This window comes from Caballeronia grimmiae (genome assembly GCF_000698555.1).
Classification (GTDB): domain Bacteria; phylum Pseudomonadota; class Gammaproteobacteria; order Burkholderiales; family Burkholderiaceae; genus Caballeronia; species Caballeronia grimmiae.
This window is the reverse complement of record NZ_JFHE01000016.1, coordinates 1-25,491: the sequence shown is the minus strand read 5'-3', so window position 1 is coordinate 25,491 and position 25,491 is coordinate 1. Positions and strand designations below refer to the sequence as shown.

Annotated in this window: 23 protein-coding genes; 9 read left to right on the top strand and 14 right to left on the bottom strand. The window is 62.6% G+C overall.

From position 1 onward, the window contains the following. Positions 1-6: 6 nt before the first annotated feature. The 11 genes from BG57_RS17395 to BG57_RS17345 all read right to left on the bottom strand — a co-directional run bounded on the left by BG57_RS17395 (position 7) and on the right by BG57_RS17345 (position 11,346). Entirely contained in the window at positions 7-813 is an 807-nt protein-coding gene (locus BG57_RS17395) for an SDR family oxidoreductase (protein WP_035966549.1), read from the bottom strand. A 34-nt stretch (positions 814-847) separates the two neighbouring features. Continuing rightward, positions 848-1,588: a GntR family transcriptional regulator gene (locus tag BG57_RS17390; protein WP_035966548.1), complete on the bottom strand. Its 741-nt coding sequence runs from the start codon at positions 1,586-1,588 to the stop codon at positions 848-850. Positions 1,589-1,722: 134 nt separating this feature from the next. After that, positions 1,723-1,998, bottom strand: a complete 276-nt coding sequence (locus tag BG57_RS17385; RefSeq protein WP_035966546.1) for a DUF3325 domain-containing protein — start codon at positions 1,996-1,998, stop codon at positions 1,723-1,725. After that, complete coding sequence (locus BG57_RS17380; RefSeq protein ID WP_035966545.1) at positions 1,995-2,393, bottom strand: hypothetical protein; 399 nt, start codon at positions 2,391-2,393, stop codon at positions 1,995-1,997. The genes BG57_RS17385 and BG57_RS17380 overlap by 4 nt, the downstream gene beginning before the upstream one ends. A gap of 25 nt (positions 2,394-2,418) precedes the next feature. Beyond that, positions 2,419-4,641: a TonB-dependent receptor gene (locus BG57_RS17375; protein ID WP_075583161.1), complete on the bottom strand. Its 2,223-nt coding sequence runs from the start codon at positions 4,639-4,641 to the stop codon at positions 2,419-2,421. A 231-nt stretch (positions 4,642-4,872) separates the two neighbouring features. Beyond that, the gene (locus BG57_RS17370; RefSeq protein WP_035966543.1) at positions 4,873-6,207 is read right to left on the bottom strand and encodes an MFS transporter; all 1,335 of its coding nucleotides are present in this window, start codon (positions 6,205-6,207) and stop codon (positions 4,873-4,875) included. 64 nt (positions 6,208-6,271) lie between these two features. Continuing rightward, a complete protein-coding gene (locus BG57_RS17365) occupies positions 6,272-7,057 on the bottom strand; it encodes an SDR family oxidoreductase (RefSeq protein WP_035966540.1) in 786 nt (261 codons plus the stop codon). Positions 7,058-7,447: 390 nt separating this feature from the next. Continuing rightward, positions 7,448-9,007 (bottom strand): SulP family inorganic anion transporter, encoded by a 1,560-nt coding sequence (locus tag BG57_RS17360; RefSeq protein ID WP_035966687.1) that lies wholly within the window; start codon positions 9,005-9,007, stop codon positions 7,448-7,450. 81 nt (positions 9,008-9,088) lie between these two features. Then, complete coding sequence (locus tag BG57_RS17355) at positions 9,089-9,751, bottom strand: carbonic anhydrase (protein ID WP_035966538.1); 663 nt, start codon at positions 9,749-9,751, stop codon at positions 9,089-9,091. Positions 9,752-9,930: 179 nt separating this feature from the next. After that, positions 9,931-10,722 carry a DUF2182 domain-containing protein gene (locus tag BG57_RS17350; RefSeq protein ID WP_035966536.1) on the bottom strand — a complete coding sequence of 264 codons (792 nt, stop codon included), beginning with the start codon at positions 10,720-10,722 and terminating at the stop codon, positions 9,931-9,933. A gap of 21 nt (positions 10,723-10,743) precedes the next feature. Continuing rightward, the gene (locus BG57_RS17345; protein ID WP_035966685.1) at positions 10,744-11,346 is read right to left on the bottom strand and encodes a DUF1326 domain-containing protein; all 603 of its coding nucleotides are present in this window, start codon (positions 11,344-11,346) and stop codon (positions 10,744-10,746) included. Between the two features lie 169 nt (positions 11,347-11,515). Here BG57_RS17345 and BG57_RS17340 point away from each other — a divergent pair, with 169 nt between their 5' ends. Continuing rightward, the gene (locus BG57_RS17340) at positions 11,516-12,286 is read left to right on the top strand and encodes a CpsD/CapB family tyrosine-protein kinase (RefSeq protein ID WP_152562630.1); all 771 of its coding nucleotides are present in this window, start codon (positions 11,516-11,518) and stop codon (positions 12,284-12,286) included. Between the two features lies 1 nt (position 12,287). Here BG57_RS17340 and BG57_RS17335 read toward each other — a convergent pair whose 3' ends face one another. Then, a complete protein-coding gene (locus tag BG57_RS17335; RefSeq protein ID WP_052005869.1) occupies positions 12,288-13,190 on the bottom strand; it encodes an ATP-grasp fold amidoligase family protein in 903 nt (300 codons plus the stop codon). A 448-nt stretch (positions 13,191-13,638) separates the two neighbouring features. Here BG57_RS17335 and BG57_RS17330 point away from each other — a divergent pair, with 448 nt between their 5' ends. The 8 genes from BG57_RS17330 (at position 13,639) to BG57_RS17295 (ending at position 23,973) form a co-directional block, all read left to right on the top strand. Next, entirely contained in the window at positions 13,639-15,138 is a 1,500-nt protein-coding gene (locus BG57_RS17330; RefSeq protein ID WP_206539430.1) for a tyrosinase family protein, read from the top strand. A gap of 346 nt (positions 15,139-15,484) precedes the next feature. Beyond that, positions 15,485-16,444: an ABC transporter substrate-binding protein gene (locus BG57_RS17325; protein ID WP_035966681.1), complete on the top strand. Its 960-nt coding sequence runs from the start codon at positions 15,485-15,487 to the stop codon at positions 16,442-16,444. A gap of 6 nt (positions 16,445-16,450) precedes the next feature. Further along, complete coding sequence (locus BG57_RS17320) at positions 16,451-17,992, top strand: sugar ABC transporter ATP-binding protein (RefSeq protein WP_035966529.1); 1,542 nt, start codon at positions 16,451-16,453, stop codon at positions 17,990-17,992. Then, the gene (locus BG57_RS17315; RefSeq protein WP_035966527.1) at positions 17,985-19,043 is read left to right on the top strand and encodes an ABC transporter permease; all 1,059 of its coding nucleotides are present in this window, start codon (positions 17,985-17,987) and stop codon (positions 19,041-19,043) included. Before BG57_RS17320 ends, BG57_RS17315 begins: the two co-directional genes overlap by 8 nt. Beyond that, entirely contained in the window at positions 19,040-20,074 is a 1,035-nt protein-coding gene (yjfF, locus tag BG57_RS17310) for a galactofuranose ABC transporter, permease protein YjfF (RefSeq protein ID WP_035966526.1), read from the top strand. The genes BG57_RS17315 and yjfF overlap by 4 nt, the downstream gene beginning before the upstream one ends. Positions 20,075-20,082: 8 nt before the next feature. Continuing rightward, entirely contained in the window at positions 20,083-20,805 is a 723-nt protein-coding gene (locus BG57_RS17305) for a FadR/GntR family transcriptional regulator (RefSeq protein ID WP_035966524.1), read from the top strand. A 156-nt stretch (positions 20,806-20,961) separates the two neighbouring features. After that, complete coding sequence (locus tag BG57_RS17300) at positions 20,962-21,453, top strand: YybH family protein (RefSeq protein ID WP_229753912.1); 492 nt, start codon at positions 20,962-20,964, stop codon at positions 21,451-21,453. Positions 21,454-21,618: 165 nt separating this feature from the next. Then, positions 21,619-23,973, top strand: a complete 2,355-nt coding sequence (locus tag BG57_RS17295; RefSeq protein ID WP_035966522.1) for a sensor domain-containing protein — start codon at positions 21,619-21,621, stop codon at positions 23,971-23,973. A gap of 384 nt (positions 23,974-24,357) precedes the next feature. Here the strand turns inward: BG57_RS17295 and BG57_RS17290 are convergent, their stop codons facing one another. Both BG57_RS17290 and BG57_RS17285 read right to left on the bottom strand, forming a co-directional pair. Next, a complete protein-coding gene (locus BG57_RS17290) occupies positions 24,358-24,669 on the bottom strand; it encodes a hypothetical protein (protein WP_035966677.1) in 312 nt (103 codons plus the stop codon). Between the two features lie 355 nt (positions 24,670-25,024). After that, positions 25,025-25,491: methyl-accepting chemotaxis protein (locus tag BG57_RS17285; protein ID WP_035966520.1), on the bottom strand; the 467-nt coding region annotated here is incomplete at its 5' end.

Below are 25,491 nucleotides of genomic sequence, written 5' to 3'. Positions count from 1 at the left end.
TTTATATCAAAGCACTTCGACGTTGCCGCACACCGAGATGGCCTGCCCCGAAATGCCGCTGCCGGCTGGCGAGCACAGAAACAGCGTGGTGGCCGCGACTTCTTCGGGCGTCGTCATGCGGCGCAGCGAAATCTTCGCGAGATACTGTTTTTCCATGTCTTCGTAGGAGAGGTTCATCTGCTTCGCGCGCGCGGCGATCACGCGCTCGATGCGCGGGCCTTTCACGATGCCCGGCTGAATCGCATTGACGCGAATGTTCGTCGGCCCAAGTTCGATCGCAAGGCTTTTCACCATGCCGACCACGGCCCATTTCGTCGCGGCATACGGCGTTCTGAACGCATAGCCGAGCCTGCCCGCCACCGACGACAGCGCGACGATCGCTCCGCCGTTCGGCGCCTCGCGCAGGAGCGGCACCGCGCGCCGCGCGAAGTAGAACTGCGCGTTCAGATTGACGTCGACGGTGTCTTCCCATTCCTTCACGTCGATCTCTTCGACGCCGCCCGTAGGTCCCGCAATGCCCGCGTTGTTCACGAGCACATCGAGGCCGCCAAGCTGGCTTTGCACATCGGCGAATACGCGATCGACTGCTTCGCTGTCCGAAACATCGGCGAGTGTGGCGGTAATGGGGTTCAGCTCCGCATTGGCCTCCGCCTTGGCGAGGGCGTCGATCGCTTCGGGGCTTGCATCGCAGACATGCACGCGTGCGCCTGCGTCGATAAAAGCTCGCGCGATCACGAGTCCGATGCCCGACGCACCGCCCGTGATGAGCACGCGCAAGCCCGCCTGCGGTTTCAACATCTGAAGAACCGTCATTCGCTGTCTCCGTTTGTTTTGATCTTTATCGCTGCTAGGCGCTCGCCTGCGCGCCGCCTTTCTTGCCGCTTTCTTCGTTGCTTTGTTCCGCGCCTTGCAGACGCTCCGCGAGGTCCGCCGCTGCATCGCCGATATCTTCTTCGATGCCCGCGCGTGCGCCTTCGCCATCACCGCGCCACAGCGCCTCGACGATATGTCGGTGCGCGGCCATCGAACGCCGCATATGCGGAATGTCGGGCGCGACGAGGTTCAGGAACGGACCGATGCGCATCCACAGGTTCTGGATCGTCGCAAGCGTGATGTCGCTCGCGCCGTGCGTGTAGATGGCGATGTGGAATTCGAAATTGCTGCGCAGATAAGCGGGGACGTCGCCCGCTTCGACATGCGCGTCCATCACGTCGTAGACGGCTTGCAGCGCGGTGAGATGCGCGCGCGTCATGCGGGACGCCGCTCGCTTAGCGACTGCGCCTTCGAGCGCGACGCGCACGTCGCGCAATTCGCCGAGCAGCTCGAGCGTCATGGGCGGGACCATCAGCGCGCGGCCCGCTCCGTCGATCAATGCGCCTTCCGCCTGCAAGCGCGTGAGCGCAGCGCGCACCGGCATCGTCGATGAGCCGACCGCTTCGGCGACGCTGCGCAGGCTCAACAACTGGCCCGGCGCGAAGCGTCCGGTCATGATCGCCTCGCGCAATTGCGCATAGACCCGGCCGGCCATCGTTTCTCGTGCCACGAGTTCCAACGCGGGAAGATCCGTTGCGGAGCGTGTCGGCGCCATGCGTTTCCGGTCCTGTGCCTGAGGATGCGCTGCGGAAACTGTGACCTGTGATCACAGTGCGATGTTCGAATTCTGGTACGTGAACGGTCGAGCGTCAACGAAGATTCGCTAGGGGAAAACGCGGACTGTGTTCGTCAGTTTGATGGGCGCGGGCGAAAGCGCTCGTACGCAATCAACGCAAGATAAACGACGCCTGCGCCAAAACTCGTGTCGCCGCTATAGCGAACGAGGCCCATCGCCCAGCCTTCATTCGCGACGGCGATGACGAGCGCAAGCAAGAGCCCGCACCAGTCAGCGACGCGAAGACTGCGGGTGTGTCCGCGCAGAATCGGCCGTTGGTGACGCTCCATCGCGAGGGCGAGACATGCGAACGAAGCGACACAGCAGAGCAACGCGATCATGTGCATCATGCGCTCTGTTTCTCGCGTTCTGATTCGACGACGTCCGACCGGTGACTCGTCGAGCGCGTGATTCGCGGACGATGACGCGCCACGCGCAACGCCAGAACCGCATGCAGCGCCGCGAAGGCCCACAGCATCAGTTCGAAGCCTGCGAACGCCGGGTCGCCTTCCACGATGCTGCGCCAGAGCGGCCGTTGAGTCGTGACCGCGTTGAGCAATGGCAGCAGCGCGAGCAAGCCAGCCGCGAGCCACAACAATTCAATCCACGCGCGCCGCGCGGATCGCGTCATCGCAAAGAGGAGCGTTGCGCTCCACACGGCGAAGAACACGTTGACTTCAGCATTCGCCCGGTCCGCCATCGCAAACGGCAGCAGCCGGTTCGCCCACAAGGGCGCGGCTTTCATCGGCCCGGCTCTTCTGCGTTCAGCCTCAGAAGTTGAATTCAGCCGACAGCAACAGCGTGCGCGGCGCCGCGTTCGTCACGTACGTGCCTTGCTGAATCCAGTAGCGGCTGCCGAAGAGGTTCTCGACGTTCGCGCGCAGGATCACGTCCTTGCCGATGACGCGCATGCCGTAACGCACGCCCAGGTCATAGCGGGTCCACGAAGGCAGCCGCAGCGTGTTGCTGGCGTTGTAGTACTGCGCGCCGGTGTGAATGATGCGGCCGTTGATGCTCAGGCCCGGCACCCACGGCAAGTCGTAATCCGCGCCGAGATTGAACGCGAATTTCGGCACGCCGACAGGATCGTTGCCATCGTTTGCGCCGCCTTCGGTGCCCTGGAGCTTCGGATCGTAGAACGTCGCGCTCGCCATCATGCGCAGGTGGCGGAACACTTCGCCATACGCCGCGAGTTCGAGACCGCGAATGCGCGTCTTGCCGTCGTAGCCGTAGATGTTGGTCGTCGGATTCGTGACGCCGTTGGGCCGGCTGATCTGGAACACCGAGATCGATGTCAGCACGCGGCCCCAGTCCGCCTTCACGCCCGCTTCGTATTGATTCGACTTGTACGGTGCGAACGCCTGCCCCGCGTTGGCGGTGCCGGCTGGCGCGGTGTCGCCGTTCGTGAGACCCGACGTGAAGTTGCCGTACACCGAGATATTCGACAGCGGCTTGAACACGATGCCCGCGAGCGGCGTGATCGCCTGCTGATCGATTGCGCTCGTCTGCGCGCCGCTCGTCGGGTCGTAATTGTCGAGACCGATGGTCTGTCGACGGAAACCGCCCGTGAGCAGCAGGCGATCGTCGAAGAACGACATCGTGTCGATGATCTGCTGGCTGTTGAGGCGCAACTGGCTGCTGCGTTGCGGATCGCCGCGTGCGGTGGTCATCGGCAAGAGCGGCGTCGGGTTATACAAGCTCGACGCCACCGACTCGCTCCCCAGCGCGTAGAAATAGCCCTGCTCCTGATTCAGCGAAGTCACGCCCGTGACCAGCGTGTGCTTGACGCCGAACGTGTCGAAGTGAAAGCGCAAACCGGCATCGACGGTCTTGGTGCGGTTGTACGCGTCGTAATAGCCGTTGGTCACGTCGAACGCGCCGGCAGCGGTCATGCCGCTCGCGTACGGGAAGTTCTGCTCGGACGTGCCGTAGTGCTCGCCCGCCGCGCCATACACGGTGACGTAGCGGTTGATGTCGTACTCGAGCCGCGTCATGACGGCCGAATCGCGCAGCTTCAGCTTCGATCCGGGATACAGATTCGTATAGCCCGATGGCGCGGCCGGCACTGCCGTCGCCGTGCCGAAGCCGATTTGCGAGCGGAACTCGTCGGTATTCTCGGAGACGTTGTAGGCGTCGAAGGACCAGCGCAACTGCTTGCCGCGATAATCGAGACCGATCGCGCCATCGCCCTGAAGCTGATTGCCGTGCGCGATGCCCGTCTGGCCATCCTTGAACTGGCCGTTCACGCGGATGCCCCACTGCCCTTCATCGCCGAAGCGGCGGCCTACGTCGGCGGCCGCGCCGAACTGTCCCTTCGACTGAAAGAGCGCGGTGAGACGCGTCAACGGTTCATCGTCGGCGCGCTTCGTGACGATGTTGATCGCTCCGCCGATGCTGCCCGATGGCCCCATCCCGTACATCAGCGAGCCTGGGCCTTGCAGCACCTCGACGCGCTCCGCGAGATTCACCGGCATCTTCGCCGCCGACACCATGCCGTACAGGCCGTTGAGCGCCACATCGGTCGCCTGCACGTCGAAGCCGCGAATCTCGAAGACATCGCCGAACCCGCCGCTGCTCTGCTGCGCACGCACCGACGCATTGTTCACGACGACATCGCCGAGCGTGCGCGCCTGGATGTCCTGCATCGCCTGCTCGGTGTAGTTGGTCGTGTTGAACGGCTGATCCATCACGTTCGACGTTCCCAGCACGCCGATGCCGCCGCCCTTCGCAAGCTGGCCGCCTGCATACGGCGCGGGCAGCTCGCCGGTCGTTGCCGTGCTCTTGACGACGACGGCCGGCAGCACCGTAGAAGAACCCGCCGCGCCCGATTCCGCCGACTGGCCGGCTTCCGGCGTGGCCGCTTCCTGCGCAATCGCGACGCCCGGCGCGGCGATCGCCGCCGCGACACCCACGAACCCGGCGAAAAAGCTATGCGCCGCCCACGATACCGCCGTGCGCCGGCAACGCGGCGCTTCGATTACCCGTTGAGACATTGTTCTTCGATTTTTGCTGGATGGTAGGACGGCAGGTCGAACGTCGCCGCTGAATTGAGAATCGTTCGCAATTGTAGGCGAAGCGAGCGGCGCGCGGTAAAGAATTGTTGCGAATGCTTGACTAAATTGGGAGTTTGTTCAGCGAAGCGACGAGGGCGATGCGGCCGGCCAGCGCCACGGTTCACGTGGCGCTGGCGGTAAGGGACGGGTGAGAGACCGGCGTGCGACTGCCTATTCGACGCGCGCCGTGCGTGCGTCGCGGAAACGGATCTTGTGCGGCATGCCCCACGCGATCAGCGCCGAGGTAAAGATGCAGACGACCGCGATCGCATACAGCCCCATCGACGCGCTGCCGAGCAAGTCCTTCACCTTGCCGACCATGTACGGCGCGACGATCCCGCCGAACTGCCCCAGCGAATTGATCAGCGCAAGTCCGGCCGCCGCCGCCGCGCCCGTGAGAATCCGCGCAGGAAACATCCAGAAGATCCCGAACGAAGCGATGACGCCCGTCGCCGAGATGCTCAGGCCGAGCACGAGCAGCACCGTGCTCGTGGGCCATGTCGCGCTGATCAGGTAGCCGAACGCAGCGGCAAGCGCGCAACCCGTCAGATGCCAGCGCCGCTCGCCGGTGCGGTCGGAGTTGCGGCTGATGAGCACCGTGCCGACCATCGCGGCGAGATAGGGAATCATCGTGATGAGGCCGATGATCAGCGGATCGCTGTTGCCCGCGCTTTTCACGAGTTGCGGCATCCAGAAGAGGAAGCCGTAGATGCCCATGCACAGCCCGAAGTAGATCAGCGAGAACAGATAGATCACCGGCCAGCGCAGCGCAACCAGAAACGAATGCGTGCTGTCCACCTTGCGGTCCCGCGCGATGATCGCGGACAGCAGGCTCTTTTCGGCGGGCGTGAGCCACTTTGCATCCTCGACGCGATCGTCGAGCACGAAGAGCACCATCAGGCCGAGCGCGATCGACGGCAATCCTTCGAGCAGGAACAGCCACTGCCAGCCCGGCATGCCGCTGACGCCATCGAAGTACTTGAGGATACCGCCCGAGATCGGGCCGCCGATGATTCCGCACAGCGCGATCGCGCCGAAGAACAGCGAGTTCATGCGGCCGCGCCGTTCCGCCGGGAACCATTGCGTGTAGAAGTACAGCACGCCCGGCACGAAGCCGGCTTCGAGCGCGCCGAGCAGGAAGCGCAGGATATAGAACCACGTTTCGTCGCGCACGAACATCATCGCCGCGGATGCGAGGCCCCATGAAATCATGATGCGAGCAATCCAGCGGCGCGCGCCGGTCCGCACCATGATCGCGTTGCTTGGTATTTCGAACAACAGATAGCCGATGAAGAACACGCTCGCGCCCAGGCCGTATGCCGCTTCGCTCAGGCCGAGTTGCGACTGCATCTGCAGCTTCGCGAAACTGATGTTCACGCGGTCGAGATACGCGGCCACGAAGCACGCGAGAATGAGCGGCACGATGCGCCAGGTCACCTTGTTGAAGATGCGCGCCTCATCGGGCGCGCCGGCTTTCGAGCCGACATCCGCCAGGGTATCGAGCATGGTGTGTCTCCGTCGAAGTATTCTTGTCGAGTGCGGCTTTATGTCGAGATGCGATGTGCTGCTGCTATCCGCGTCCGATGAACGGCATCTTCGTCGCCATGACGGTCATGTACTGCACGTTCGCTTCGAGCGGCAGGCTCGCCATGTGAGCAACGGAGCGCGCTGCATGCGTGAGGTCCATCGTGGGTTCGGGCGCGCGTTCGCCATTCGCCTGCAGCACGCCGCCCTGCATCTTCGCGGCCATTTCGGTGAGCACGTTGCCGAAATCGATCTGGCAAACGGCGATGTCGTACTTGCGGCCATCGAGCGCGCACGCTTTCGTGAGGCCGCTCACCGCATGCTTGCTCGCGGTGTAATCGGCGGAATGAAGACGCGGCGTATGCGCGGACAGGGAGCCGTTATTGATGATGCGTCCGCCGCCCGGGTCTTGCGCGCGCATCTGACGAAACGCGGCCTGCGTGCACAGCAGCGTTCCGGTGACGTTGATGTCGAGCATGGTGCGAAAGCGCTCAATCGACAAGTCTTCGACCGATACGCCTTCCACGCCGAGGCCCGCGTTGTTGAACAGCAGATCGAGCCGGCCGAAGCGGCGCTGCACCGTTTCAAAGAGATGCTGCACCGATGCGGGATCGGCGACATCGGTCGCGACTGCGAGCAGGCGATCGGCGGTCTGCGGATGGCGCTGCGCGTAGCTGCGGATCACCGCATCGAGCGCCTCCTGCCGACGGCCCGCGAGCGCGACATGCCAGCCGTCGTCGGCAAGTGCGTGCACCGTTGCGCTGCCAATGCCGCTTCCCGCGCCCGTGACGATCGCGACTCGCAATGCGTGCGGCCTTTCTTGCGGACTCATCGCTCGTGTCCCCTGTCCTTTTCGTTTGATCTGGCTGTTGCACTGACTTGCGAATCTAGCGAAAAGAAGGCCGGCCTAATATTGACAGTTTGCGATAGGGGTATGAGGGAGTGTTATATCTCTGCGTCGGTGACGGCGTTATTGCGTGGCGCCCTGCTGCACCGAAGCCTTACGCTGCAAGCGTTCGCACGTTCTTGCAGCACAGCGGCCGCTTGGTGCTACGACGGCAGCAGGCGGTTGACGGCAAATGTGAATAGGGGAAGACGCGAACGGGCTTTCGCCCCGGAGCTTTTAGGCATCGCCCGTTCGCGTTGCTCAGTCTACCTATCGACTGTTCGACTGGCAGGATGTGTCGCCCTGACCTCGGGCGAAAGTCACGTTCAACTACGGTCAACTTCCCCGTTGCCGCATCAGGCCGAGCCAGCCGTTCTTCACCGGTTGCGCGCCCGCACGCGGCATTTGCCGGCATTCGACGTGCATGCGCCGTGCTGGCGCATCGGCCATGAACTTCTCGATGAGTTCGCGCACGTCGGGGTCGATGTAATCGGCGCGCGAGGCATCGAAGATGACGGTCGCGCCATCGGGGATCGCATGAAGATGCTGTCTGAGCGACACCTTGCCGAGAAACGATACGTCCTTGCGGAACGACAGCAGGTAGTGATCGTCATGCTGCGCGATGGTGATGGGCCGCTTCAGGTTCGCACGCACGGCGAGCGCGAGACTGCACGCGATGCCCAGCAGAATGCCCATCAGCAGATCGGTCAGCAACACGCCAGCGATGGTCACGATGAACGGTGCAAACCGCTCGATGCCCTGCTTTGCGACAGCCGCGAACAGCGATGGCTTGGCGAGCTTGAGCCCCGTGAAAATCAGGATCGCCGCGAGGCACGCGAGCGGAATCAGGTTGATGATGCTCGTCAGCGCAAACACACTCGCGAGCAGCAGAACGCCGTGTATGAACGATGACCAGCGGCTCTGCGCGCCCGCATGCACGTTGGCGGAACTGCGCACGATCACCGACGTGATCGGCAGCGCGCCGATTGCGCCCGCCATCATGTTGCCGATGCCTTGCGCCTTGAGTTCGCGGTCGGGCTGCGCCGCGCGCTTCTTCGGATCGATCTGCTCGACCGCTTCGAGACACAGCAAGGTTTCCAGGCTGGCGACGATGGCGAGCGTCAGCGCAAGGCGCCATACATCGGGATTCACCAACTGCGATACATCGGGTAGCGAAAGCGCATGGGTGAACGAGGCAAACGTTTGCATCGACGGCAACGCGACGCGATGCTGCGCGGGCGGCGAGAAGCCCGGCGCGACGGCATCGAGCAGCAGCGTCACGCCGATACCGAACGCAACGACAGCAAGCGGTGCGGGCACCGCGCGCACGAGCGCGAAGCGCCGCATCGCGCGTGTTTCCCACGCGGCCAGCATCGCCAGCGAGACGAGTGCGACGAAGCACGCCGCGATCGACATCGTGCCGAACGGGGTATCGATCATGCCCGCACCGCTTGCAGCCTTTGCGCCTTCGTTCGCGAAGCCTGCGGCGAGCGGTATCTGTTTGATGACCAGCAGCAGGCCGATCGCGGCGAGCATTCCCTTGATGACCGACGACGGCACATAGGCCGCAAAGCGCCCCGCTTTCAGCATGCCGAAGCCGAACTGAATCGCGCCGGACAGCAGCACGGCGAGCAGGAACGACGAAAAGCTGCCGAGTCCCGCGATGCCGTCGACAACGATGACGATGAGTCCGGCCGCGGGACCGCTGACGCTCAGATGCGAGCCGCTCAGCAACGCGACGACGAGTCCGCCGATGATGCCGGACAGAAGCCCCGCAAAGGCATCGACGCCGGATGCATTGGCGATGCCAAGACAAAGCGGCATGGCGACGAGAAAGACGACCGTGCCCGCGAAAATATCGCGTGGAAAGTGAGTCAGGCGGTTTATTGAGTTCATGGTTTCTTGAAGCGAGTTGGGGCCTGCAACGCGATCGACGCCACGTCGCATGCAAAGAAATGCCTGGGAAAACATAGTCGATTATCGGTCGGCCAATTCGACCGCTTCGAGCATGTCGGCCTGCGATGCGCGCCGCGTATCGCGCGCGGGTTCGTCGTCGTAGCCCGAGGACAACACCTTGATGAGCCCGTCAGAGAGCCCGAAGATCCAGCCGTGAACGAGTGGGGGCGTGTCTCGATCGCAAACGATTGCGGATTGACGCAACAGGCGCACTTGTTCGAGCACGTTGAGCTCGGCAAGGCGATTCGCCCGCGCATCCAGATCGGCGCACGCGTCCAGTTCTTTTCGATGACGATCGCCCAGCGCGCATAACGGCGCAATCCGGCGATTCACGTGCGGCAACTCATTCGATAGCGGCAGCAGCGATGCACGAACGCCGCCGCAGCCGTAATGCCCGCATACGATCACGTGATCGACTTCGAGCACGCGCACGGCGTATTCGAGCACGCTCACGGTGTTGTCGTCGGACGGGGAAAACAGATTGGCGATATTACGGTGAACGAACAGATCGCCAGGATTGGCGTTCGTCACGGGCTCCGCCGGAACGCGGCTGTCGGAGCAGCCTATCCATAGCACCTTCGGGCTTTGCCCTTGCGCGAGTCCTGGAAAGAACTGCGGGTCTGCATGCGCGGTCTCGCGAGCCCACGCAATGTTTTCAACGAGCATCCGTTTCGGTCGATTCATGCGTTCTCTCTCCAAAGATTGTCGCTGGCGCCGCCGCTTGTCGACGCACAGATCCTTACGAATCACTTTCGCATGAAAAGTTCAGAAATGTCTAAGGAAAAACAATTGGCCCTATAAGATTTTTAATTGGTTCCGTATTGACGAACCAAAACCGTGCATCGTTGCTTCATGTTGGTGCGTCATCCCGCGTGCATCAAGCCAATCCCGCACGCCCATACAATTAAAGCAACGCCCACCGCTTGTCCGATGCGTCGTCCCCACGGCAAATTCTTTTCTGCCGCCATGACCGCGCCCAAAGCGAGCATCCAGCCGATGCTTCCCGTGCCCACCGCGAACATCAGCAGCATGAGCGTCCAGCAGCAACCGACGCAAAACGCGCCGTGACTGACGCCCAACACGAAACTATTGCGCCGAGCATTTCGTCCGGTCCAGTGCTCCATGACGAACATGAGCGGCGACCGGCACTTCTCCAGGCATCGGTATTTAATGCGAGTGAACTGATAAGCACCCGCCAGCCCGACGACGCCAGCGCCTAGAAGCCAGGCATATAGCGATATCACGGGCACGCGTTCGGCAACCTGATGCAAGGTCGCATCGAAGACATGCGCGGCCACGCCGAATAGCGCCCACACGCTCGCATAGCCCGACACGAGCAACGCAAGCAGTACGCGCCTGTCCGGGCGCGCGGCAGTGAGGCGTCTGAAGCCCGCCAGCAACGGAAAAACCGTGGGCAGCATCATCGCGGCGATCATCAGTAGCCAGGCCGCGCTGTGGAGCAATGCGTCGAGTAGCAGGCTGCCGCCGGGAACGGCTTCGCAAATCGCCGCCACGCCCGGCAAGTCCGACCAGCTTGCGTGATGAACATAACGCGCATACGGTCCCGCGCCCCATGCCCACAGGACGATCCATGCGCTCGCCACCAACGCGGTGAAGATCGGTGCGAACAGCCGGGCGCGTGCGTCGTTGCGCATTGCTCAACTCGCTCCTGCCCGCTAAGACGCGAAGCTGAACGAACCTTGAATGGCGTTATGCCCCGAGAGCGAAAGGTCGATACCCAGTTTCTCGTCTTTCAGACGGAACAGGTTCGCTTTGCCGACGTAAGCCGGCGAACCGGGTATCGTCGAGAAGATGCTTTCGACGAGTTTGGTCGGCTCGCCCGTTGGGCCGCGATACGGCTCCATTTCCGCATCGATCGTTTGCCCGACGGTCAGCCTGCCCTTGCCGTCCTGCACCGTGAATTCGATGGGCGCGCGTTCCACCGCGACGACCTCGCCAATCAGTTTGACGAGTTCGGCGAGCGGCCCGCCGCGCTCACCGCGATGCACGCTGAGCAGCGCATCGAATTGCGCATCGGTCGCCTTGTCGTCGACGAACATCGCAACGCGCCAGTTACCGCTCAGCACGTTGCCCGGAATGAAGGCAGCGAACGCGACGGTCACGCCGGACACGTCGACACCGTCGATCACGCCTTTCTCGTAGTGATAAGCCAGCGCACTACGGCAGATACCGTTATCCGGATCTTCTCCGATCCAGCACGGACAAAGCACTTTGCATTCGCATACTTCAAGAATGCTGCCTTCCAGTTGATAGCTCATTTTCGCCCTCATCCGTTGATATCGAACGTTCGGGCCGTCGTAACCATGTCGCTTGAACTCTCCTTCGAGCGACGTCCGCCCGCGGCGGCTCCATGCATCGAGCCGGCCTCGTTCCTGTTTTAGGCGTTCGGGCGCCGGATGGAAAGCGAAAGTCGCGAACGCGTTTCGCTTGCCCCTGTCCATCCGAAATTCGGTGTACTACGCTGGCCGTTTGCAGGCCGGTATCGGCGGCGAAGCGTGCGAACGTGCGTTTTCGATCGCCGCATCGAAATCATTCACCGAGGAGCGCTTCGTGATCATGTCGCTCGAATACTCTCAATTCGGAAGACGGCAACGGTCAGTCCTGGCTGCGGGTCGTAACGGGTCGCATGTGCTCGTCGTCGCGGGGCCGACTGCCGGTGTCGGCAAGACCTTCATCGCCGCCAATCTTGCCGACGTCAACGCGCGAGGCGGAAAGCGCGTGCTGCTGATCGATGCGGACCTGCGTCACGGCCGGGTGGCGGCGATATTCGGACTACCGCCCGGCGCGGGACTGGCGCATTGGCTCACGGGCCGAATCGACGCCGCGTCGGCTGTTCGTCACGTCGATGTACCGGGTCTCGACGTGATGACAGCCGGCGGCGCGCTCGCCGATCCATCCGAACTGCTCGCGAACGGGCGTCTGCCGGAACTGCTCGAACAGCTATCGCCGCTTTACGACCTCATCATCATCGATACCCCCGCGATACTCGCGTTCGATGATGCGAGCACCGTGGCCGCGCTCGGCGGCTCGACCATCGTCGTCGCGCGCCCCGGCCCACGCAGCGAGGAAGAAATCGACGATGCTGTCAGCACGCTTCAGCGAAGCGGCGCGAACGTCGCCGGCGTCGTATTCAACACCGCGCCACGCCGTGCCGGCGAGATGGTGACACGACGTCGCCGTGCGTTCGCTGCTTCGTGAATTAACCGTTCCATGCCCGCGCGCTTTGAAGAAACGGGCGGTTCATGAGCCGGCCCCATTCGTAGTCGAGATGCTCGGGGTCCATCGGAAACACGCCCGCGCCCGGCGTGAAAGTCAACTCGCCGAAATAGATCCGGTCGCCCGGCGCGTAAAGATCGACACGCACATACTCGAAGCCTTCCGCAAGCGACGTCGCAACCGATAGCAGCGCATCGAGGTTCGCGGGACGCGGCGCTGGCTGCGGACTGCGCGGATAGTGACCGATCGCGACATCGAGACGGTTCCAGTTGCCGTCATACATATCGCCACGCGGATGTTCGCCGAAACGATCCGAAATCACCGCGATGTAAATCGTCGGCGTGGCCTGGCCCTCACTGAAGAAACAATGAATCTTGATGTCGGCGGGAATCTCCTCGTTCGACTCAATCAAGAGCTGCTCGAAGTAGATGCGCGGCTTGATCGTGCGATAGTGACGCTCGCGAGCCACGCGATAGAAATCAGTCGCGAGCCAGCGTTGCGCGAGGCGCTGCAATTCATCGAACGATGTCTTCGACTTGTCGCGCACGACTTCGACAAAACCGCTGCCGTGATTCGCTTTCATCACGAAGGCGCGCGGCAATGCATCGAACACGTCACGCGTGAACGCGGGCGGCGTGGCGATGAGCGGTATCAGATATTGCTCACCGACTTTTCGACGCACGTAGTCGCGCACGGTCAGCTTGTCGGTGAGATCGACGAAGCGCGCATCCGGATAGAGACAGCGATGCAGTATCTTTTCGTTGAACGTCTTCGGATGGCTGATGTTCGGAAATCTGCCGACCTTGCGCCGATGCGCGATACTCAGGAACACGCGGTCTGGAAGACAATCCAATACTGCTTTCACAAGGCCTTTGCCGATCGACATCGTCTTTCTCCTGAACGCTCCCGTCTGTTTCAATTGCTGTGACGTTATTCTGCAGAGGATTATCGAATGACGAATGGTTTTCATTGAATTACTAACGCATTCGATATTTTCGCGGCCTGCAATTGGCTGAAAATAAGTTGAGCGCTGTAGTCACAGTGCGACAACACATGTATAAACGACATTAGTCGGATATTTACGTGCGGAAGCGCACGATAAAAGGACGACTGATCGGCGTACATTTCTTTCTGACAACCCACGACGTATATCGACTGCAAGGCACGCGTTCCTTTCTCGATGGCCTGACTGTAAAGGCACGTTGTTCGTCGCCACGGTCTCCCAGTTCGTCATCCAGCACGAGCATCGAAGCGCGATCCACCGCAAGATCGCCGGCTTCGCATGGACTGATCGTGTCGTGTTTAATTCGTCGTACTATGTACCGGAGAACATCTTGAGCCGCCTTAAAATTTCCCGACGAGCATTCCTCGGCGGCGCTGCATCGACGCTTTCATGGGCTGCGTTTCCCTATATGGCCGTTGCGGCGACCAACGTGGTCCGCGTGGAGTGGCAGCAGTACAAGCAGACCCCGCAATACGCATCGTTTCTGAACTGCGTGCGCTCCATGATGGCCAATACCAACGCCAACGATCCGAACTCGTGGCAGTACTGGACGAATGTGCATGCGAACTACTGCCCGCATCGCGCACCGTACTTCCTCGCCTGGCACCGCGGCTATCTCTACTATCTCGAGCAGCAGATGAAGCGCATCACCGGCGATGCGAGCTTCACGCTGCCCTACTGGGACTGGTTCAAGAACCCGCATATTCCCAGTGAATTCACCGACAACGCGAGCGGCAATCCGCTGTACTGTCCGCGTCTCAACACGAACGTGTACAGCGCACTGGACCTGTCGCCGTTCTCGTATTCAGTCGTGAACTTCCAGCGCGGCACGGCTAACTCGTTCGAAGAGAAGTTCGAGAGCGCTCCGCACAATCCTGTGCATAACATCATCGGTAATGCGATGGCGACGATGCAATCGCCGCGCGATCCGATCTTCTACCTGCATCACGCGAACGTCGACCGTCTGTGGCACGCATGGGCGCTCCCCGATGGACGAACCATGCCGCCGCCGAGCGATCCGTACTGGGCCGGCACGTTCACTTACGCGCCGGGTCTCACGATCAACAAGGAACAGACGTACTCGAACCGCTCGCGCCTTGGCTATGACTATGCGGACACCACGCGTCCCACGACGATGCCGCCGTCCGCGCAACGAGGGGGCATCATCCGCGTGCAGGCCCAAGTCGCGCAAATTCGCGCTCGCCCGCCGATCGCCAGCTTCGCTGCAACGGCAGCGCGCAACGTTGGAAACGGCCGCCGCTCGATTGGCGGCATCAAGGGTCTGACGCTGAGGGAAGCGTCGGTCAGTGCGCGCGTGATCGGCGAAGCGAATTCGACCAAGCCGTTGCAGGATCTCTTGTCGACGACTGCGGAGAGCTTCGATGCGGCATCGCGCGGCGCGTCGAACGCCGCATCGCCTGCAGCCAACAAGTCGAGCCAGTACAAGTCCGTCAAGATCGTCCTCGACGACGTGATGCTGACGACCGCCGGCGCAGCGGGCGGCTACTTCTATAACGTCTATCTGAACCTGCCGGAAGGCGTCGATATCGATGAAGTGCGTTCCAAGCATTTCCTCGGGACGGTCGGTGCATTCGAAGTAGCCGGGGCCGCGCATCACGGCATGGTGACGCTCGAGTTTCCGGCGACCGCGGCGCTCCTGAAGATGGGTGGCCCAGCCGGGCGGGAGTATGCGGTGTCGTTCGTGCGCGTGAACGGCGGTGCCGCGCCCAAGGGCGATGTGATGTCCGTCGGAGAAGTGCGAGTTGAGCTGAGTACCGAGGCCCCGTACATCGTTTCCACGAGCGTGCGCGCGCCGGCTGGCACGTACTGATTCAGCGGTCCGGCTTCAAGCCGGACTTGTCGTGCGAGAAACCCGTCGAAGTTCGGCGGGTTTTTTTTCGTACTCAAGTTGGCCGGGCAGTGATTCGCTTGCGGCGAGCAGCGACTAGATCGTCAGACTATGTCCTCCCCCAAGCGGGTTTACATGGATAAAAACCCGCCGAAGACCTTCATATAGTCTACCTATCTCGACGCCGCGCCATCGCAAAGATAAAAACCCAAATAGCGAGAGAACAGCCCTCTGGCGGCCGCGGGATATCTGAAAACAGATTCAGACGTGCATTCCACAAGCATTCGAAGACCAATAATTCAACAGCGAACGAATGGAGGAAACACTGATGAGACGCCGCACCGTTTTGGCCGCGATGGCCGCTGCATCATTGAGCGGCATGTTGCCGGCAGTGAGTTTCGCGCAAAAACCCATCGTGCTCGGATTCGCGCAAGTCGGCGCCGAGAGTGAATGGCGCACCGCGAATACGCAGTCAATCAAGTCGAGCGCCAAGGAGGCGGGCATCGACCTGAAGTTCTCCGACGCGCAGCAAAAGCAGGAGAACCAGATCAAGGCGATCCGTTCGTACATCGCGCAACGAGTCGATGTCATCGCGTTTTCGCCCGTCGTAGAAACGGGATGGGACACCGTGCTCATCGAAGCGAAGAACGCAAAAATCCCCGTCGTGCTCACCGATCGCGCAATCAGCAGCAAGGACGAATCGCTTTACGTCACCTTCATCGGCTCCGACTTCACCGAAGAAGGCCGCAAGGCAGGCCGCTGGCTCGTCGAAAAGATGAAGAGCAATCCCGGGCCTGTGAATATCGTCGAATTGCAAGGCACGGTCGGCTCCGCGCCCGCCATCGACCGGAAGAAGGGCTTCGAGGAGATCATCAAGGCGGACCCGAAGTACAAGATCATCCGCTCGCAGACCGGCGACTTCACCCGCGCGAAAGGCAAGGAGGTGATGGAAGCGTTCCTCAAGGCCGACGGCAAGAAGATCAACGTGCTCTATGCACACAACGACGACATGGCGATCGGCGCGATTCAGGCGATCGAAGAAGCGGGCATGAAGCCGGGCAAGGACATCATCATCATTTCGGTCGATGGCGTGAAGGGCGCGTTCGAAGCGATGATGGCCGGCAAGCTGAATGTATCCGTCGAATGCAGTCCGCTGCTCGGGCCGCAGTTGATGTCGGTAGTGAAGGACATCAAGGCGGGCAAGCCCGTCCCGAAGCGTATCGTGACGCAGGAAAGCATCTTCCCGATGGAAGTCGCGGCGAAGGAATTTCCGAACCGCAAGTACTGAGCGACGATGACATCGCCAAGGCCGACGGACGCCGCGCCCGTACTCGAGCTGCGCGGCATCGACAAGCGCTTCGCCGGCGTGCATGCGCTGGCCGGCGTGAACCTCACCCTCTATCCGGGCGAGGTTCATGCGCTGATGGGGCAGAACGGCGCGGGCAAGTCGACGCTCATCAAGGTGCTCACCGGCGTCGTCAGTCTCGACGCCGGCGACATCATGCTCGATGGCCGCGCAATCCGCCCCGGCTCGCCGCAAGAGGCGCAGCGGCTAGGTATCAGCACGGTCTATCAGGAAGTGAATCTCTGCCCCAACCTGTCCGTTGCCGAGAACATCCTGAGCGGATCGTTTCCGCGGCGCGGGGCGCTGCATGCGTTCCGCATCGACTGGGACGCGACGAATCGCGAAGCGCGCGAGTTGCTCGCACGCATCGGCCTAGATATCGATGTGACGCGCCTGCTCACGAGTTACTCGGTCGCCGTTCAGCAGATGGTGGCGATTGCGCGTGCGTTGAAGCTGTCATCGAAAGTGCTGATTCTCGATGAGCCGACGTCCAGTCTCGACGAAGAAGAAGTGCGCCTCCTCTTCGACGTGCTGCGCCGCTTGCGCGCGCAAGGTCTGGCGATTCTCTTCGTCACGCACTTTCTCAATCAGGTCTATGCGATCTCGGATCGCATCACCGTGTTGCGCAATAGCCGCCTCGTCGGCGCATGGCCTGCGAGCGAGTTGAATGCGCAAGCGCTGATCGCCGCGATGCTTGGCCGCGAACTGGCCGCCGCGCAGGCGCGCCAGGCACCGCCCGACGAAACCGATACGGCCTCAGCCGACGACGCGCTGCTCGACGCCTCACGCCTCGGCCAGAAGGGGCAATTGCAGCCGCTCGATCTGCGCGTGCGCGCGGGCGAAGTCGTCGGCGTCGCGGGCTTGCTCGGCTCGGGCCGCACGGAACTCGCGAAACTGTTGTTTGGACTGGAAAAGCCCGACGAGGGCGAATTGCGGATCGACGGCGTGCCGGTCGAATTCGCAACGCCCGCGCACGCGATCCGTCACGGTCTCGCGTTTTGCCCGGAGGAGCGCAAGGCGGACGGCATCGTCGCGGAGCTGTCGCTGCGCGAGAACATCGCGCTCGCGTTGCAGGCGCGGCTCGGCGCGCGACGCTGCCTGTCGCGTGCAGAGCAGAACGCGCTCGCCGAACGGTTCGTGCGTGCGCTCGGCATCAAGGCCGCGACGCTGGACATGCCTATTGGGCTTCTGTCGGGCGGCAATCAGCAAAAGGCGCTCATCGCGCGATGGCTTGCCACGGAACCGCGCCTCCTGATCCTCGACGAACCGACGCGTGGCATCGACGTGGCGGCGAAACAGGAAATCATGGATGAAATCCTGCGGCTCGCTTCGACGGGCATGGCGGTGCTCTTCATATCGTCGGAGATATCGGAGATCGTTCGGATAGCGAATCGTATCGTCGTGATGCGCGACCGGCGCAAGGTCGGCGAGTTGCCTGCGGGCACGAGCGAGGACACCGTGTGCGAAATGATCGGAGCCGAACATGGATGATGCCGTGCGACCCAACGCGCTGCGCGCTGCGCTCGAACATCGGCTGGGCTGGCCTATCGTCACGCTCGCGCTGCTGCTCGCGCTGAACGCGGCGTTCAATCCCGGCTTCCTGCACATCGAATGGCGCGATGGCCATCTGTACGGCAGCCTCATCGACATTCTCAATCGCGCGGCGCCGCTCGCCGTGGTGTCGCTCGGCATGACGATCGTGATCGCCACGCGCGGCATCGACATATCCGTGGGCGCGATCGTCGCGATTGCGGGCGCGGTCGCCGCGTGGGCCATCGGCGGGTCGATTGCAGGCAACGTCACGCGCTTTCCGCTGCCCGTCGTGCTGTTGGCGGCGCTCGGCGTCGCGTTGTTGTGCGGCGTGTGGAACGGCTTGCTGGTCGCGCGTGCGGGCATGCAGCCGATTATCGCGACATTGATTCTGATGGTCGCGGGACGCGGCATCGCGCAGCTCATCACGAGCGGTCAGATCATCACCATTTACTATTCGCCGTACTTCTTCTTCGGCGGCGGGTATTTCCTCGGCCTGCCCGTATCGATTCTGATTGTCGCGCTCGTGTTCGCGCTGCTTTATCTCGCCATCACGCGCACGGCGCTCGGGCTCTTTCTGCAGGCCGTCGGCATCAATCCGACGGCAGCGCGCGTCGCCGGTGTGCAGGCGCGGCGGCTGACGCTCGGCGCTTATGCGTTCAGCGGCCTGTGTGCGGGCGTCGCGGGCATTCTGATCAGTTCCAACGTGAAGAGCGCCGATGGCAACAACGCCGGCCTGCTGCTCGAACTCGATGCGATCCTCGCCGTCACGCTCGGCGGCACGGCGCTCACGGGCGGGCGCTTCACGTTGGCGGGCAGCGTGATCGGCGCACTGATCATCCAGACGCTCACCTATCTCATCTATTCGTTGGGCGTGCCGCCGGAAGTGAATCTCGTCGTCAAGGCGATCGTCGTGTTCGCGGTGATGATGCTGCAATCCGGCGACTTTCGCGCAACGGTCGCGAAGTTCGCGCGCCGCCCTGCCCTTTCCGATCGTGAGGTGCACCGATGAATTCGCGCTTGCCGAAACCGCCAAGCGTGCCGATCACGCCGGGTCATGGCGGCCGCGCTCCATGGCGCAGCCGCACGCAGAGCCGCTATTTGCCGCTCGCCGCGACGATCGCGCTCTTCATCGCTGTCTCCGTGATCGGCTCGACGATGTACACCGGCTTTCTCTCGCCGCAAGTCTTCCTCAATCTGCTGATCGATAACGCGTTCCTTATCGTCGTCGCGGTGGGTCAGACGTTCGTGATTTTGTCGGGCGGTATCGATCTGTCCGTGGGATCGGTGATCGCGCTGACGACGATGGTCTCCGCCGCGCTCGTCGAGAAAGCGGGCTGGCATCCGCTCGCGGTCATCCCGCTCGTGCTCCTGATGGGCACGGCATTCGGCACGTTCATGGGCTGGCTCATTGCGCGCTTCCGGCTGCAGCCGTTCATCGTGACGCTCGCGGGCATGTTCCTCGCGCGCGGGCTGTGCTATCTGATCAGCATCGATTCGATCAGCATCACGCATCCGTGGTACGCGGCCGTGTCGCAGATTCGCATCCCGGTGATGAGCGATGCATCGCTTTCTATCGGCGCGGTCATTGCGCTCGTCGTGCTCGCGATTGCCGTATTCGTCGCGCATTACACGCCGTTCGGCCGTTCCGTCTATGCGGTCGGCGGCAATCCGCACTCCGCGTTGCTGATGGGCCTGCCGGTGCACGGCGCCACCATCGGCGCCTATGCGCTGTCGGGCTTCTGCTCGTCGCTCGGCGGCGTGCTGTTCACGTTCTACATGCTCTCGGGATACGGCCTGCATGCAATGGGCCTCGAACTCGATGCCATTGCGTCCGTCGTCATCGGCGGGACGTTACTGACTGGCGGTGTCGGCTATGTGATCGGCACGCTGTTCGGCGTGCTGTTGCTCGGCATCATTCAAACGCTGATCTCGTTCGACGGTTCACTTAGTTCGTGGTGGACGAAGATCGCGGTCGGCGCGCTGCTGCTCGTGTTCTGCCTGTCGCAGCGCGCGTTCGGTCATCGCGCGGCGTCGCGCTGAGGAACGGCATGGACTATCGCCATCCCCTTCCCCGCAAGAGCATGCACGCGCGCATCGTGCAGGAGCTTGGCATCGAGATCGTGAGCGGCAGGCTTTCGCCCGGCGAGCGCCTGCCCGCCGAGGCGAAGCTGTGCGAATCTTACGGCGTGAGCCGGCCGGTTCTGCGCGAAGCGACCCGCGTGCTGGTCGCGAAGGGGCTCGTGCTGTCGAAGCCGCGTCTCGGCAGCATCGTGCGGCCGCGCGACGAATGGCACATGCTCGATCCCGACGTGCTCTTCTGGACCATGAACAGCGTGAACGAGGGCACGTTCTTCAACTCGCTGCTGGTCGTGCGAAGGATCATCGAGCCGGCTGCGGCGGCGCTTGCGGCATCGAACGCGACGGACGACGATCTCACGCGCATCCGCGATGCCTTCGAGCGCATGTCCCGTGCGGAGACACCCGAAGCGCTGCTCGCGCCCGACCTCGACTTTCATCGGGCGATCATGTCGGCGACGCACAACGACATGCTGATGTATATCGGCCATATGCTGTCGCTCGCGCTGTCCGAGTCGATCAAGCTGACGAGCCGTCATCCGGATACGCACGCGCTTTCCCTGCCTCGCCATAAGGCGATCCTCACTGCAATCATGAATCGCGATCCGCTCGGCGCGCGTCACGCGAGCCTCGTCCAACTGGATAACGCGCAGACGGATGCGGAGAACGTCCTGTCGGCGGTTTATCAGGAGTAGCGGCTCCGCATTGCAATCCGCACGTTCGCCACGCATGCCGTGCGAACGTTCATGCCTCGATCTTGCGTTAATTGCTTACGTCGTTGCGCGCTACCTATACTTCGTGCGCCACACACTGCAGGCATCGCCGCACGCCGATTACGGCAGCGTCTCGCATTGTCGGTACTTGTACGTACGACGAAACAATCATGGAGACGAGCGATGAAGAAGACAATTGCGTACCTGAGCGCCTGCACCGCGCTGTTCGCGGCCGCGCCGTATATTGTTCATGCAGCAGATGCCGCTATGGTTCAGAAGGCCAACGCGGCCTGGGACAAGACCTTTAACAGCGGCGACGCGAAGAAACTCGCCTCGCTTTATGACGAGAACGCCGTGGTATCGCCGGGAAATGGCAAGACAGTCAAGGGCCGTGCGGATATCGAGAAATTATTCGACGGCTATTTCAAGGCAGGCGTCGGCAACCACACGACGGATGTTGTCAATGCGCGCCGCGTCGGCAACGTCATGTACGAAACCGCCAACTGGACCGCCGTAGCCGACAAGGACGGCAAGAAAACGCAATATCAAGGCGTGTTGCTCAAGGTGATGACCAAGAGCAGCGACGGACAGTGGCGCACCACCGCGCATACGTGGAATGCGGCGCAATAGAGCGACTCCCGCTTAGCGAGGATCGGCGCGCCGCCGCCGGTCCTTCGATCCCCCGCACGATCACCCTAAAGCATCGCGTCCTCGCGACGTAAACCAGCTATAGCCCTTCGGCCACTTCAGGCCGAGCCGGCCGCTCGTCCACCGCACGTCGGTATTGCTTCGCACATGCCTCAAACCATTCGTCCCGGAGCTTCGGCAGCCCTCCCTATTCGCGGCGAGACACCGCGAATCGCGTCGTCCGCCCATAACCAGGGCTTTCTCTCCTTTTTCCTGTCGATGCGCGCGAGAAGCGCCACGTCGCTGCCGCTCGCAAGCATCGCGCAGATTTTTCTCGCGGCTGTGGGCGCGTGGGCGCTGGCCTGGTTCGCGCTGGCATCGGTATCGGAGGAAGCGGCTTTCTGCATCGGCGCGGGGGCGGCAATGCTCGTCCTCATGGCCGGGCTGCGTCATGCGCGCCGTCAACACGCGCGCGCGAACGCGACATCGGCGCTCGCGAAAGCCTTGCTCGACGCCAACCGCGAATGCCTGAAGCTGCTCGACACCGATGGCCGCATGTTGCGCATTTCCGAATACGGCGCCGAACTGATGCAGGCGAGCGGCCCCGAACAACTCGCGGGCGCGAACTGGCTGGGCTTCTGGTCCGGCGATGAAGCGAGCGCCGCGCGCAACGCCTTCGATGCCGCGATCAAGGGCTCGCGCAGCGCGTTCGTCGCCTCGTGTCCGACCACGGCGGGCGTGCCGAAGAAGTGGCAATCGCGCCTGATTCCGATCGACGACGGCCACGGCGGCGTGCACGCGATTCTCTGCGCATCGCTCGATATCACGCACGAAGCGGAGCTTGCCGCCGACCTGCGCGCAAAAGAATTGCTCATGTCCGAGATGGAGGCGCACGTCGGCCTCTGCTTCTATTCGTACAGCGCGGACTACACCTATTTTCACCACGTCAGCGCAGGATGCGCGTCTGTCTTCGGCATCGACGCGCGGACGATGCGCGAGCGTCCGCAGGCGTGGATCGATCTCGTGCTGCCCGAGGACCGGCAGCAGCTTTACGACGCAATGCAGCGCATCACGCGCTTGAAAACGGGCGGCCGCGCGCGCTACCGCATTCAACATCCGCGCCGCGGCGTACGCTGGATTCAAAGCACCGGCAATCCCGTGTTCGATGCACGCGGCGATCTGGTGCGTATCGTCGGGATCAGCGAGGACATCACCGTCGAACAGGAACGGCTCGCCGAGCTTGACCGGCTGGCTTTCTCGGATTCGCTGACGGGCCTCGCCAATCGTGGCGCGCTGGTGCTCAAGATAGAGGAGCGGTGCCGGCGCAACGCGGCGTTCGCGCTGATGTTCATCGACCTCGATCGGTTCAAGGTGCTCAACGATACGCTCGGCCATACCGCCGCTGATCGCTTGCTCAAGTCACTGAGCGAGCGGATTCAGGCCGCGCTGCCTCACGACGCTGTGCTTGCGCGCCTCGGCGGCGATGAGTTCGCTGTCCTGATTGATCATGCTTCCGACAAGCAGCGCCTTGCCGGAATCGCGAAGGACATTCTGGCCGCGCTCGCGCGATCGGGCGATCCATCGCGCGCCGATGCGTTCGTCACGGCGTCCATCGGCATCTCGGTGTTCCCGGAGAACGGCGCGGACCAAGAGACGCTGCTGACGAGCGCGGACATCGCCATGTATGCCGCAAAAAAGGCGGGACGTAATGGCTTTTCGTTCGCGGACAAGGCTTCGACGGAGCGCATCGTCGACTTCAAGCTGGAGCGCGATCTGCCCGCCGCGCTCGCGAATCGCCAGTTCCTGCTGCACTATCAGGCGATCCACGAGCCGCGGACGCTCGAAGTCCGCAGCGTCGAAGCGCTGATACGCTGGCGGCATCCAACGCGCGGGCTGGTATCGCCGGGCGTGTTCATTCCGATCCTCGAAGAAACGGGCTTCATCAACGAGATCGGCGCATGGGTGATGGACGAAGCGTTGCGCCAGCTTGCGCTCTGGCGGCGTGCGGGCGCGCGTTCGCTGGGTGTGTCGGTGAACGTGTCGTCGCGGCAGTTGCGCGATGCGGCGATCGTCGAAGTCGTCAACGATGCGCTGAGCCGCTATGAATTGCCGGCGTCGAGCCTGCAAGTCGAGCTGACTGAGAGCGCGTTGATGGAGAATCCCGCGCTCGCTCAGCGCACGTTATCGGCGCTGAAGGCGCTGGGCGTGCGGATCGCTATCGATGATTTCGGCACGGGTTACTCGAGCCTCCGCTATCTCGCCGATTTCTCGCCCGATACGCTGAAGATCGACCGCTCGTTCGTTGCGCGGCTGCAGGATGATCGCGCGACGCAGGGTATCGTGAGCGGGATCATTCAAATGGCGCGCACGCTGGGCGTCAGTGTGACGGCCGAAGGCGTCGAGCAGACGGCGCAACTGGAGTTGCTGCGTGAGTCCGCATGTGATCTCGTGCAGGGGTTCTTGTTGAGCCGGCCTGTGGCGCCGGACGAGGTGCTGGGGCTGTCGATCAAGGCGGTGGATTGATCCAGGTGCGGGGCTTCAACGCAAGTGTGCAATCGTCACGATGATGCATACGGTGGCCCATTGCGCCGCTGCGGTGGCGACGGCTGATTTCATTAGCCACACCACGCCCTGGGCTCGTAGGTGTAATGGGCGACCCGAGTTGCGGGCAGCGAGCCAGCCGAGGGTTGTTAGTGCGTGGTCGAGATGCGGTAGCGGGTGTTTTATATCTGCTTCGGATACCGAATCGTTATCGACCGTGGCATCCGCTAGCGCAGCAAATACGGGGGAACCGCGATTTCCGCGGCCCGCGTCGTCAACAAGGCGAGAACTACGCACGCGCTGGGAAAAAGCCATCGTTGCTGCTTACCGTGGCGTGGACGAAGCGAAAGCAAGAGCAACGTCTGCTCATGCTTCGCCGGTCTTTGGCGCCGCTGTCACCGCATCGACCGTGCATCCGCCGGCTTGCTGCAGCACCGCTTCGACATCTTTTACGCGCGCCTCTTCCACCTGCGCGGTAAGAATGAAGCGTGACACTTCGCCCTGATGCCTGAATCGGGCGTCGTATTCCTCCTTCCAGCCGATCGAATCGGTGCTGTCGCCGGTCAGGAAGTTGCCGCGTACCGGGCCGGCTTCGTCCGCCTGGAAGCTCAGGTCGATTGCATCGCGGGGAACGCCCGACTGCACGAGCGCATCGCGTGCCTTTTCCGCTTCTTCCATGGACTGAAATATTCGTGCGATCGTCGTTTCCAATTGAGGCTCCCTGCGGTGCTCGCTCGATGAGCGCTGGTCCGAAGATGCACGCAAACCGCATGCCGCGCGGGTGACCGCGACGTCGCAGACTCGCGTCCTCGCGGCGCTCCACGTTCATGTCCAGCGCAAAGGGCCAGCGCAGGCCGATGAGAATGCCCGGCAGGCCGAACGCGAGCCATGCAAGCGCGCGCTCGGGCACACACGAGCAACACCGACACGATCCTGACCGCAAGCGATGCGTGAATAGCGGGACTCCGGCTGTGGCGGCGCCCAATCGAACCGCCATTCTCCACGCACAACATCCCCCAGCACCGCACCTGCCTCAAACAACCGCCCCTTCCATACGAAACTGCGACACAGTCCGCGACAGCACCCGCCCCTGATCATCGAGCGCCTGCGAAGCAGCCGCCGCCTGCTCGACCAGCGCGGCGTTCTGCTGCGTGACGCGATCCATTTGCGCGATCGCCTGATTAACCTGCTCGATGCCGCGGCTCTGTTCCCCCGAAGCCGCTGCGATCTCGTCCATGATGTCCGACACGCGCGTCACCGCTCGCAGCACGTCGCTCATCGTCGTGCCCGCATCCTGAGCGAGCGCGAAGCCCGCCTCGATCTTCGAAACCGACGCGCCGATCAGTTCCTTGATTTCCTTCGCCGCAAGCGACGAACGCTGCGCGAGCGAGCGCACTTCCGCCGCCACCACCGCAAATCCGCGTCCCTGCTCGCCGGCGCGTGCCGCCTCGACCGCCGCGTTCAGCGCGAGAATGTTGGTCTGAAACGCGATGCCTTCGA